Genomic DNA, 12437 nt, shown 5'->3' on the forward strand with positions numbered 1-12437 from the left:
GGCCCAAGGGGGAGGAAGTATGTATAAAAGCCAAGGATTTACTTTAATTGAGTTAATGATCACGATTGCGGTGTTGGCGATTATTGCAGGAATAGCTGCTCCTTCTTTTGGAAATATGATGACACAACAAAATCTCAAGAAAAGTACTAATGAACTCATCGGAGTATTGCAAGAAGCACGCTCTAAAGCTGTTTTAGAACGTCGGAATGTAAAGATTGAGCTCAAGTCTGTAGAAACACCAACTCGGGTAGCAAATACTGATACGGTTTTAAATTGGATGCCTTATGGCTCCACCACATTACTTCCAAATAGTGCAACAGAAATTACATATGGATTTAATGGCGGTGTAGTTGGTGCAACTACAGATACGACATTTATCTTATGTAGTAATTCGGGCGGAATATCTCAAACTATTTCAGTATCTAAAATGGGAACGGTTCAACAAGTGGTGAAGGGAACATGCTGATGAATAGAATAAACCATCAACAGGGTGTTGGACTAATGGAAGTACTCATTGCATTGCTTATTCTGGCAATCGGCGTAATGGGATTTATTGCGCTTCAGTATAGAGCGGTTGAAGCAACTATAGAAAGTGGTTCGCGTATTCAAGCGATTAATTTAGGTCGTGACTTGGCTGAAAGAATGCGAGTGAATCGTGGTGCAGAAAATGTTTATACATATAACTTGAATACACCAGGGAAACAACTGGATAGAGCGAAAAACTGCTTTACTGCAACTAATTGTACAAGTACTGACTTTGCTGATTTTGATGTGTCCGAAATTTCTAGAAAAGCACGTTCAATTGGCATGATGATTAATTATTTGCCATGCCAAGGAAATAATGATGGGCGCCGTTGCATTTATGTAGCATGGGGAGACACTGCACCAACACATGGAGCAGTTGGGGAAGGAAACTGTACTTCGAGTACTGCATATGATCCTGATTCAACCTGTTTAATTATGGAGGTCTACTGATATGAATAAACAAGTAGGTTTCACTTTAATCGAGTTGATGATCGCATTAGCACTTGGTTTGGTAATTAGTGCAGCAGCTTTGATGCTGTTTTTAACTGCATCAAGAAGTCAAGCATTACAACAAGGACAGGCGAGTTTACAAGATGATGCAAATTTTGGTTTAAATACAATTATTCAAGATATTCGCTTGGGTAATTTGAATACCGTTCAATCAAGTATCAATGATCTTAGTACCTATGGCGGTATTGTATTTAGGTCGAGTGCAAATGCAGTGACTGTAACAGGAACAGAAAGAGCTAATCTGCCTATTACACTTATTGGGGGTACTGTGGCACAGAATTTATTATCCAGAAGTCATGGTCAGACAGTAGGAAGTGCCCCACAGTGGTCTGGTATCTCAAATATAAATACTTTTTCTAGTGACCAATTAACAATTCAATATTTACCTCAATACATCAAAGATGATAAAGGCACCCTAACCACTACAGATGATGTTTGGTATGGAGGATTTGATTGCGAAGGGAATAATTTAGAATTTACCCTGGCACAGGGGAGACAGGTAATAGTACAGCGTTACTTCTTAAGAGCTGATAGTAATAAAAGCGATAATGAGCCAAATCAGCCTTTAGCGCTTGCCTGTGATGCAGGGTATTATCCTTTAGATGGTAGTCCAACTTCTATTACAGGATTTGGAGATGCTGGACAGATTATTTTAAAACGCGCCGATCATTTCAGGGTGTTGTATGGTATTCAAAATGGGGCTAATTATCGTTATGTTGATGCTGCTACTTATCTTGCATTGCCAGTTCCAAGACCGCGAATTCTATTAATTCAATTAGGGATTCTTGGGCGCTCCAATCAGTCGGTGGGGAATGACAGCACCTTCTCAGACAGCCAAGTGTTTCAAGTATTAGATCAAGCTGTAAAAATTAAAACACCTGCAGCGAACTCTCCTAAATATGCTCGTCAAGTAGTAACACAAACAGTCGCTTTGAGAAATACATTTGGGGAAAGAGGGCAATGATTAAGAAACAACGTGGTGCAACGCTTATAGTGGTTCTACTTATATTGTTAGCTGTTATTGTCCTGGGAACGCTTGCAGTACGACAAGGAATGGTTTCTCTGGGAATTGCAACGAATAGTCAAGCGCAGCAGCTGTTGCTACAAAACTCGGACTCGGCATTTTTCAATATTGAAAGAGAAGATAATATCATTCAGGCACTCAGTGGTAGTGGGATGTTTGGCTACATTGGTGGGGCTGATGATAGAGATAAGGAACTTGTATTTTGCTATAGAGGTGCTGAACCAAGTTTCTTTGACATCAATCGTGCAAGTATCATTTATTGGAAAGCTGGAGCAACGGCACCAACAAATAATGAATTTGGTACAGATGGTTACTGTAATTCAAATACAGGAAGTTCTACTAACTTTTTTACAAGTGGACGAAAAGTGGTAATGACGCAAGTCGCGGTCAAGTTTTCTAGTATTTCTGAGAATGATCCATTTTTTGGGGCGCAATTTGGTACGGATGAAGAAGCAGTTAAATTCGAGCGTAGTAAGGCAGTAAAGGTTTTTGCAGTTTCAGTTATGCCTAATCTTACGTCTGCAACGAGTTCAGCAATTAATGCATGTTTTCAAAATCATATGAGTGAAGTAACAATTCCTACAGGTACTCCGGTAAGTTTAAATGCACCGAGTAGAAGAACGGTCACAGAATGCCTGAGTGATCTCAATGTTCCGTTTACTTCTCATGTGACTGAATATGTCATTGTTCAGGACTTTGTCTAAATTTGGGGTAATGAAATGAAACAATTAAAAAATAATTTTCTAAGTTCATATGGCTATAAAGTCCTTGTTGCAAGTATGACTGCACTATCAACAGTATTGGTTACTACTAGCGTAACTCAAGCAAGTGATATTGACATTTATCAGGATGCAAAGTCTGGTGACATTACTTTAATGTTTACACTGGATATCTCAGGAAGTATGGGGGCGCCTCAGCAAACTGGTGATCGTGATTCCTGTGATGTTCCTGCGGGAATTACTATTACTGATGATGGGTGGGAGGATTCTACTAATGGTACGCCTACTTATAGACGATATTATTGTAATGCTATAGAAACTAAAACCTATAAATATAGATCAAGAGTAGAGAGTAGTACACGCCGTTATTGGACTTGTGAAAATAATAGTCACAATGTTAGTTTGTGTACTTGGAGCAGTCGTTACAATCAAAAACCTTCAGATTACGATAGTTTATACAAAGAGACAGTACGTATAGGAGGTAGCGATTATACAGTCGCTTATGAAGGTATGGAGCGAAAGTATTACGACCGTATTACCCGTGTAAAAGACGGAATGTTTGATCTATTAAATGGTAATACTGCGAATAATATTCCACGTTTAACAGATGATAAAATTATAGGTCTTACTACATATTCTCGCCCAACAGGATTTGATAATTTAGGACGACCTTCAACAGCGGACAATGTGAGGGGGCAAGTTCGAATCCCAGCTCGTCCACTCGGTACGTTAGTTAATGGGGTAACTCAACGCCAATTATTGCTTAATGAGATTGCTATCTTAGGTGCACGAGGTGGTACACCAACAGCTCATGCTTATGCAGAAGCAGTAGCGGCGTTGTGGGGGACGTCTACAAAAGATGCAACAGAAAGTGGTTTCGGTTATGCAGGTACAGGGGTTACTTCAGGTAACAACTATGTACGGCCTACAAGTATACAGCGCCAAATGGATGATTTAGAAAGTCGTAAATGTAGTGGTCAAGGTGTATACGTCTTAACAGATGGTGTGCCAAGTAATAATAATAATGCACGAGGGTTAATGCGAAAGGCATTAGGTGATAATAGTTTTTCTTGTAGTGATAGTGGAACTGGTTGGGATTGTATTCAAAAATTTGCTGCAAATATTCTGGATACTAGGCGGAATGGTAATAGACCGATTCTAAAAACAGCTGTGGTTGGTTTTGGCGGTGACTTCAATAATATTCCATCATTTAGTAAGGAGTTAACGCAACAGGAAAACTTAGATAATATTACGAAATCAACTGCAACAACCGATGTTAAAAATGCTGCTCGTTGGGGAGTAGAGTCTGAGGGGGGGTGGTATTCAGGCAATAGCTCTCGTGATGTAGTTAATAGTGTAAATGATTTTATTAGCAATTTAGGACAACAAATTCCATCTGTTACAACTGGTTCGCCGACAATTCCAAGAGATGCTTTAAACCCTGCAGAGCTGCAGAACAATGCTTACTATCAAAGTTTCCAACCTACGCCCAATACTAATTATCAATTATGGTTAGGTAACTTAAAAAAATATGTAGTATCAGACAATGGCGTATTGAAAGCTCGAAATAATGCATCTGTTTTCGCGAGTGATGGAAGTGTTATTGAGCCAACTTATGATGCGAATGGAAATATTACCTCAGCTGTTTATGATTTTTGGGCTAAAGCAATTAATCCAGCTGTTGAAAATGCAGATGAAAATACAGTAGGTAGTAAAAAATTTGCAGCTAGGGGCGGGGCATGGTCTAAGTTGTTATTAGGAGCTAAAGCAAATGATCTGGCTGAGCGAAAATTATTAACTAATCGAAAAGCTATCGGAACTGGATCAACGGCTACTTTTGATGGTACAGGATCATTACGACAAGTAGATCTTTCAGATATATTGGATACAACTTATCAAAATGATCCGAATCGTGGTTATTTAATATCATTATTAGGTTATAACATCGATGTTAATAGCCCGCCAACGACAGTTGCAAATTTAATTACCCAACCAGCTCTACGTCAGATGGGTGCAGTCATGCACTCTTACCCTGTACTTGTTACAAATAAAGGTAAATTAAGCTATAACTCGACTGATAAAGTTATGCAGTCTACTAATAGAGAGGACTATGTATTATTTGGAACAACTCAAGGTTTGTTACATGTTGTAGATGCTGAAACAGGTGCTGAAAAATTTGCATTTGTTCCTAATGAGATGGTTGAAAATCAGAAGGATGCATTCCGACTTTCCAGTGTCACAAATCAAGGGATGGATAAGCTTTTTTATGGTATAGATGGTCCTTGGGCATTAGATACGCGTTATGTGATTGATGGTTCTGGTAATCTAACTGTAGGTAATGGTCGAACCAGTAGTCAAAAGGGCTGGCAAATTGCATACGGTGGTTTGCGCATGGGAGGCCGAAGCTATTACGCTTTAGATCTTAGTAATATTAATGCCCCGAGTTTAAAATTTCATATAGATCCAGCTACAAATACTGTTTACAGTGGCACATCAAGTAAGACATTCTCACAATTGCAATATATGGGTCAGAGCTGGTCAAAACCCTCGATTGCATGGATCAATTGGGGAGGCGTACGTAAACGCGTTATGTTTGTAGGCGGAGGATATGATGCCGGTGGTGATGATGGTGATGCACGTACCAACGGGATAAAAGGAGTATATGGCGGTTATGAAGACCATAATTACAACCAAATTAATAAAAAAGGTGCTGGCATCTATATGTTTGATGCCGATAATGGTGACCTATTGTGGTGGGCAAGTGATAACGTAGCGAGCAGTTCGGGAACTTCTACTAACTCAGGCGTGATTGCAACAAAGCATGCAGATTTAAAATATAGTGTGACCAGTCAAATTCGTACGGTTGATCGTGATGGAGATGAATTAGTTGATCATATCTATTTTGGTGATTTAGGTGGCCAATTATTTAGAATTGACTTTGATAACTCAAAGAATATAAGGGGCGCAGTACCTAAAACACCAACTCGATTACTAAACCTAAATGCCGGAGCGAAAAGTCCGCGTTTTTATGATATGCCAACTTTTTCTCTTTATAATCATAGCGGAACTACGTTTGCATTAATATCAACCGGTAGTGGAAATCGTAGTAAGCCATTACAAGACTATACTGCTTCTGATAATACTTACGATTATGATGCTATTTATAATATATATGATAAAGATGTCGCTCGACGTGATTTATTTACTACAACAACTAGGCTCAATACAAAAGATGTTACTAAATCGAGTTTAGGTGAGATAACAGATGCAAACCGTTTCTCAAATATGAATTTAATAGCTAACTTTACTAATACTAACGGTTGGTTCTATAGGTTTAAAACGTGCACAGCGGGTGTGGATGGTACAACTAACAATTGTAGTAGCTATAAGAAACAAAGCGAGAAAGTATTTGGTACACCCTTGGCGATGAACTATAAATTATATGTTTCTACCTTTGATGCGAGTAAACCTGGTATTTCAGGTGACTGTGGTGCTGGGGTTAAAGGTGAAAGTATGATTACAGCTTTTTGTTTGCCATATGGCCAATGTGCTTCGGAGCCAGCTGATTCACGTGCTGTAATTGGTGTAGGTATTCATACTGTAACCGTTGGTGGTAAAGATGATGGAGGTGGAGGAAAGCCTGATTGTGAAGGTGACAGCTGTCCACCTGTAACTTGTGGTGATGAAGCATGTCCACCAGAAGCGGAAGGTGAGTCTAGTGCAAAAAATTACTGTATTCAAACAAGTGGCCGTATTGCTCTAACTGTGACGGGTGGTTTCGATGGTGGTGAAGCAACAGAAATGTGTCTGATTCCCCAACGTTGGTATGAAAAACTAGCGCGTAAAAACTGATAGGTGACTTATGAATTTAAATATTTCACCAGTAAAGGGTTTTACTTTGGTTGAACTCATGGTTGTGGTCGTAATTGTAGCTATATTTGCTGCGGTTGCGATTCCATCCTATCAAGCTACTGTACGACGTGGTCAGGCTGCGCAAGCACAAGATCAACTCCAGCAAATAGCAATGATGTTAGATAAGCATAAGTCTCGCAACTTTAGCTATGAGGGAGCTAATGTACCAACGGATTTGAGGGTGCTGCCTAAAGGTGCAACTGGAACAGCTGTTAAGTACAATTTTGTTTTAGTTCCTGGCGCCACCGGACAAACATGGGTTGTGACAGCTGAAAGTCAAGATACGCGAAACTTTAGCTTCTTAATGTCAAGCACAGGCTTGCGCTGTAAAAATAAGACTTGGGCTAATATTAATACCACGACCATGACGTGTGGAGCGGGGCATGAAGAATGGTAAATGAAAATAAAGGCTTTACGCTTATCGAACTCATGATTGTGGTGGCAATTATAGGTATCCTTGCTGCGATTACTTATCCTTCATATCAGGAATATGTTCGAAAAACGAAAAGAACTGAAGCTCAAGCTGAGTTATTGGATATTGCTCAAAAAATACAGCGCTATAAAATTGCTAATTTTTCTTATATGAAAGATGTTGGAGGGACACCAACGGCTATTACGTTAGCAGATATACAGCACTCAGGAAATATTCCATCACAAGGTGAAGTCCTATATACCGTCGCTTTAACTAATGTCGGGTTGAGTACATGGACACTTGTAGCTACTCCTAAAACCGGTACTGTGGTTGCTAACAATGGTGTTCTTTGTTTAAATCAAAGAAACCAGAAATTTTGGGCTAAGGGTGCGGTAGCTTGTGCCTTGAGTGAAACATCTACTTGGGACGGTCGCTAACTCAAATCCAAAATTCCACCTAAATACTTTTTGATCTTTCATTCAGGGCAAAGTTCAAGTAAAATACTGCCCTCTATGAAAGGGGTTTGAGCTGTATCGATGGTCGGTACAAGGATAATCCGTAAAAACTATAAGGTTCTATCATGGTTGTTATTCGTCTTGCACGCGGTGGTGCTAAAAAACGTCCGTTCTATCAAATCATTGTGACTGATAGCCGTAATGCACGTGACGGTCGTTTCATCGAACGTATCGGTTTCTTCAACCCTACAGCTCAAGGTAAAGCAGAAAAACTTCGTTTAGATGCTGACCGTTTTGCTCACTGGGTTTCTCAAGGTGCTCAACCTTCTGATCGTGTTGCTTCTTTAGCTGCTCAAGCTAAGAAAGCTGCAGTTGCTGCATAATTTTTATATAAATTAGGTAGTAGCTTGCCCATGACACCAACACAGAATGTTCCCGAAGATCGTATTCAGATTGGACAGTTACGTTCAGCATATGGATTAAATGGGTGGCTCTGGGTCTATTCCAATACAGACCCCATGAGCAACATATTTGACTATCTGCCTTGGTACATTGAGACCAAAGCAGGTTGGCAAATTGTCGATGTAAAACGTTGGAAACCACATGGTAAAGGCCTGGTTGTTTCGCTGAAAGGTGTGAGTGATCGCACTGCTGCAGACGAACTGGTTGGCTCCAATGTCTGGATCTCTAAATCGCAACTGCCTCAAGCTGGTGTAGATGAGTATTACTGGTCTGATTTGAAAGGTCTAACGGTGTTAGGTCTGGATGAGCAGGAACAAGAAATCAATCTTGGTCAAATTTTTGAGCTGTTTGAAACAGGTGCTAACGATGTGATGGTAGTTCGCGCAACTGCCGACAGCATCGATGGCGAAGAGCGAATGATTCCATGGCATAAAGATGTGGTGCAACGCGTTGATCTTGAAGCTGGTCGTATCTACGTCAATTGGGGCGTAGATTACTAAGAATTTTTCGGAAATACGGGAGTCTGCGATGTTCTTTGCAGTCATTACGCTTTTTCCTGAAATGTTTGAAGCGATTACAGCCTATGGTATTAGCGGGCGCGCAGCAAAACGTGAATTGATGCAAGTTCATTGTATCAATCCTCGCGATTATGCGACGGGCAACTATAAACGGGTGGATGAACGTCCATTCGGTGGTGGTCCGGGTATGGTGATGATGGCTGAGCCTCTGGCAAAAGCAATCCAGCATGCCAAAGAGCTTGCAACGCAAGCGGGTGCAGTTCAGGTTCCTGTGGTGTATATGTCACCGCAAGGACAGACCTTAAACGAAACTGCGGTACAGGATTTTGTCAAATATGACGGAATTATCGTACTGTGCGGACGTTATGAAGGTGTCGATGAGCGTTTGATCCAGCAATATGTTGATCAGGAATGGTCAATTGGAGATTATGTCTTGTCAGGTGGTGAACTTCCTGCGATGGTTTTATTGGACAGTATTATCCGGAGACTTCCGGGTGCCATGTCTGATGAACAATCACACGTGCAAGACTCATTTGTGGATGGTCTGCTAGATTGCCCACAATATACCAAGCCAGATCATTTTGAAGGTTTGGATGTGCCTGAGGTGTTAAAGTCCGGGCATCATGCCAATATTGAAAAATGGCGGTTTTTGCAGCGATATCAGCGTACACTTGAACGCCGCCCAGAGTTGGTGGAAAAAGTCGAACTGAGCAAGCAGCAGAAAAAATGGCTAAAAGATTTGTAAGATATTGATGAGTGATCATTTCTGTCTTCAAGCAAGTACTTAAAATGATTTAAGTATTCTTTAATAGGCTCTTTATGGTTGAGATGGTCAACCATAAAGGGAAAGATAATCGGGTGTATGCGCTTTAGCCTCTATACCCAGCGATGATCAGACCTCTTCTGACTCGCACATATTGGAGATACCCCATGAGCGGTAAGCATCCTTTAGTTCAAGTAATTGAAAACGCACAATTGAAACAAGACATCCCTGCTTTTGCACCAGGTGATACAGTTATTGTTCAAGTTAAAGTAAAAGAAGGCGAGCGTGAGCGTTTACAGGCGTTCGAAGGCGTTGTAATTGCTAAGAAAAACCGTGGTTTGAACTCTGCGTTCACAGTACGTAAAATTTCTAGCGGTGTTGGCGTTGAGCGTGTATTCCAAACTCACTCTCCAATCGTTGCTGGTATCGAAGTGAAACGTCGTGGTGACGTTCGTCGTGCTAAACTTTACTACCTACGTGAATTGTCTGGTAAAGCTGCACGTATTCGTGAAAAATTACCAGCTCGTAAAACTAAAGCTTAATTTTAAGTTTTATACGAGTGAAAAAATGCGCCTTTGGGCGCATTTTTTATGCCTGATTTTTATTTGGATTTATTCGAAATGTTCCTGCAAAGGCAAGATCATGGCATCCAAAATATCCAAGAAAATTTTATGAATAAACATCAGGAATAATACAAAATATCCCCAAGACTGGAATCCTGCATTAAAAAGTTGAATGCAAATAAAACATTGTGTGATAGCCAGTAAAATACTGATCCATACATTTGCGATAATATGTCGATGACAAGAGGGACAATAATAAGGCTCATATTTTTTAAATTGAAAAGGATTAATCACTTTTCGTTTGCAACAGGGGCAGGTTCTTTTAAATCTGTTTTTGATTTCTATAGAAGGTATCTGCATTTATTTTATTTCACAGTTCTTTTTATATTTGATGAATATTTTATATGCAGTTTAATCATGATTAACAAGTAAATTTTAAGAAAAAATTTAGCGAAAAATAAGATGGAAAAAGCCTCTGGATGAATAGAGGCTTGTGTAGCTCTATAAACCTTGCAGTTTTAAGCGGTTGGCATGCTGGCGATAAACATCGACTGGGTCTGGAGCAAAGACATTTTTTAACCCGAGTAACTGGTTCACTTCGTCCAGGTGGTTCCAGTTGTAGTTATCCCGAATGGTTTTACCGAATTTGGCACTACAGCGGGAGACCAGACCATCATTTTCCTTGCCGCCATCAATGAGCAGGGCTGTAACTTTGAGTGCTGAATCAGGATCGAGCGGGTTGGTAACTTGGCCTACACCTGTGAATGAATAGTTGTAGATACCTTTTTGTTGATATGCACCTTCACCACAGGTGGTAGTCGGCATACCCAGTGGATATTTCTGATTGAATTGCGCAGATCCTGCCAGGGTCAGGCTGCGACCACCAGCCAGAGAATCATGCGGGAAACTGTTCGGGTCTAACCCTTGTGCCCAGGTGATGGCTTTAGACACCAGGTTAATGCCACTGACTAAAGGCCCTTGTATCGGTGTGCCTTCTGCTTGCAGGATCAGGTCTGCAACCGGGGAGCCCTTATGTGGAGCACCGACGGAAGTCAGGGAAGCAACTATTCCATTCCCCGCACCTGCGACATAACGAATGGTCGGGCCACCATGCGAATGACCGATCAGATTGACTTTCTTTGCACCGGTAATGGCCAGAATTTCATTTACTTGCTCTAAAAGTTGCTCACCACGAATTTCCGATGAGTTAAAAGGCGAGACACGGGTTGCCCAGACATTGCCGCCATTACGCGCCAGATCCGGTAAAATCTGATACCAGTAATCCAGTCCAAACTGGTCAGTACCGATCCGGATGAAACCCGCCATACCATGTGCAAAGACAATCGGATATTGGGTCTTGGCATATTGTGAACTGGCTTTTGCTGTAACCTGACTGGCCTGGGTGGATGCCTGGGTGCTGAGACATGTACCCGCCAGTAGCAGGCCGGTGATTAATATTCCGAATTTCATTATATTTTCCTCACTTTTGTTGTTTTAACGGGATGATCCTCATCCGGTTGCCTAAAGTTTCCCTCTGTAGCAGGGACTTAGTTTCCTAAGTTTTTTTAATTAATAGAGATGATCTATTCATAAAGATGAGTGATTTATAAGCCTTGCAGTTTGAGCCGGTTGGCATGTTGGCGATACAGTGCGACCGGATCCTGCGCGAAAGGACCCAAAATGCCAAAAAACTGGTTTACTTCATCAAAATGGTTATGGGCATAGTCCTGACGGATGCTCTGGCCATAGCGTCCGCTACACAGCGGCAGAGCACCATCATTGGCTTCTCCTTTCAGAAAACTGCTACCTAACGTCACGACTGTAGATTCAATCGCATCCAAGGAATTGGTTGCCTGCCGGTTGCCCATCCAGGAATAGTGGTAAATTCCATTGGGTGTAAGTTTGCTGCCTTGAGACTGACAGTTTTGGGGAATAGCAACGGAACCATATTTTCTATTGAAAGCCTGAATCGCCTCTGGGTTCATGGCTTGCAGTGCCTCGATCGTACTGACCGGATACTGGTTGCCTGTAACTAGATTCATGCTGTGGCCCAGAATTGTCCCGATGGCATGAATAAAGGGTTCAAGGAGGGGTGTCTGGCTGGCATTGACAAAAACCGGTGTGCCTTGCATGGCGCCTGCAATGGCGGTTAAAGAGGCGGCTTTATGCGGTGCAACGCCCTCGATATATTGAATCGTTGGGCCACCTTGGCTATGCCCAATCAGATTGACTTTCTTATGGCCTGTCAGTGCCAGTACTTCATCAATTTGCATCAAGAGCTGTTCATTGGACGCAACAGCAGACAATTCGGCAGAAAACACCCGTGCACCATGCCGGCTCAGATCTTGGGGAATCTGATACCAATAATCCAGACCGATGCTCTCCGTTCCAATCCGGTTAAAACCCAGACCAAAACCATGCACAAAGACCATCGGGTATTTTGTCCTGGCATAACTTGAGAGAATAAAATTGCTTTTATATTGTTGTAATGCCGAGGCTTGCACAGGGCCAGTTAATAGGGAAACCAATAGCAAAAAGCTTAAGTACGATATTATTTTTTTCATTGCAGCTTCC

13 protein-coding genes are annotated in these 12437 nt (G+C 41.3%); 11 read left to right on the forward strand and 2 right to left on the reverse strand.

Going from position 1 to position 12437, the window contains the following annotated elements; genetic code table 11:
• Positions 1 to 19 precede the first annotated feature (19 nt).
• The 11 genes from VXQ11_RS09470 (at position 20) to rplS (ending at position 9842) form a co-directional block, all read left to right on the forward strand.
• Positions 20 to 466: a GspH/FimT family pseudopilin gene (locus tag VXQ11_RS09470; RefSeq protein ID WP_416705899.1), complete on the forward strand. Its 447-nt coding sequence runs from the start codon at positions 20 to 22 to the stop codon at positions 464 to 466.
• Positions 466 to 975 (forward strand): type IV pilus modification protein PilV, encoded by a 510-nt coding sequence (gene pilV / locus VXQ11_RS09475; RefSeq protein ID WP_064102387.1) that lies wholly within the window; start codon positions 466 to 468, stop codon positions 973 to 975. Before VXQ11_RS09470 ends, pilV begins: the two co-directional genes overlap by 1 nt.
• 1 nt (position 976) lies before the next feature.
• Positions 977 to 1999 (forward strand): PilW family protein, encoded by a 1023-nt coding sequence (locus VXQ11_RS09480; protein WP_416705900.1) that lies wholly within the window; start codon positions 977 to 979, stop codon positions 1997 to 1999.
• A complete protein-coding gene (locus tag VXQ11_RS09485; RefSeq protein ID WP_416705901.1) occupies positions 1996 to 2763 on the forward strand; it encodes a pilus assembly protein PilX in 768 nt (255 codons plus the stop codon). The genes VXQ11_RS09480 and VXQ11_RS09485 overlap by 4 nt, the downstream gene beginning before the upstream one ends.
• A 15-nt stretch (positions 2764 to 2778) precedes the next feature.
• Positions 2779 to 6630, forward strand: coding sequence for a pilus assembly protein PilY (locus VXQ11_RS09490; RefSeq protein WP_416705902.1), 3852 nt, complete (start codon positions 2779 to 2781; stop codon positions 6628 to 6630).
• A 10-nt stretch (positions 6631 to 6640) separates the two neighbouring features.
• Positions 6641 to 7087 carry a type IV pilin protein gene (locus tag VXQ11_RS09495; RefSeq protein WP_064094577.1) on the forward strand — a complete coding sequence of 149 codons (447 nt, stop codon included), beginning with the start codon at positions 6641 to 6643 and terminating at the stop codon, positions 7085 to 7087.
• Positions 7081 to 7539: a type IV pilin protein gene (locus tag VXQ11_RS09500; RefSeq protein ID WP_064094576.1), complete on the forward strand. Its 459-nt coding sequence runs from the start codon at positions 7081 to 7083 to the stop codon at positions 7537 to 7539. Before VXQ11_RS09495 ends, VXQ11_RS09500 begins: the two co-directional genes overlap by 7 nt.
• A 143-nt stretch (positions 7540 to 7682) precedes the next feature.
• Positions 7683 to 7940 carry a 30S ribosomal protein S16 gene (gene rpsP / locus VXQ11_RS09505; protein WP_004281198.1) on the forward strand — a complete coding sequence of 86 codons (258 nt, stop codon included), beginning with the start codon at positions 7683 to 7685 and terminating at the stop codon, positions 7938 to 7940.
• A 30-nt stretch (positions 7941 to 7970) separates the two neighbouring features.
• A complete protein-coding gene (gene rimM, locus VXQ11_RS09510; RefSeq protein ID WP_064094575.1) occupies positions 7971 to 8519 on the forward strand; it encodes a ribosome maturation factor RimM in 549 nt (182 codons plus the stop codon).
• Positions 8520 to 8547: 28 nt separating this feature from the next.
• Positions 8548 to 9282: a tRNA (guanosine(37)-N1)-methyltransferase TrmD gene (gene trmD, locus VXQ11_RS09515; RefSeq protein ID WP_044109068.1), complete on the forward strand. Its 735-nt coding sequence runs from the start codon at positions 8548 to 8550 to the stop codon at positions 9280 to 9282.
• A 185-nt stretch (positions 9283 to 9467) separates the two neighbouring features.
• On the forward strand, positions 9468 to 9842 hold the full coding sequence (gene rplS / locus VXQ11_RS09520; RefSeq protein ID WP_005101283.1) for a 50S ribosomal protein L19: 375 nt from the start codon (positions 9468 to 9470) through the stop codon (positions 9840 to 9842).
• A 522-nt stretch (positions 9843 to 10364) separates the two neighbouring features.
• Here the strand turns inward: rplS and VXQ11_RS09525 are convergent.
• Positions 10365 to 11333 (reverse strand): esterase/lipase family protein, encoded by a 969-nt coding sequence (locus VXQ11_RS09525; RefSeq protein WP_144723626.1) that lies wholly within the window; start codon positions 11331 to 11333, stop codon positions 10365 to 10367.
• A 134-nt stretch (positions 11334 to 11467) separates the two neighbouring features.
• Positions 11468 to 12427 (reverse strand): esterase/lipase family protein, encoded by a 960-nt coding sequence (locus VXQ11_RS09530; protein ID WP_416705903.1) that lies wholly within the window; start codon positions 12425 to 12427, stop codon positions 11468 to 11470.
• Positions 12428 to 12437: the final 10 nt, after the last annotated feature.

It is taken from the genome of Acinetobacter sp. 197, assembly GCF_048148385.1.
Taxonomy (GTDB): domain Bacteria; phylum Pseudomonadota; class Gammaproteobacteria; order Pseudomonadales; family Moraxellaceae; genus Acinetobacter; species Acinetobacter pecorum.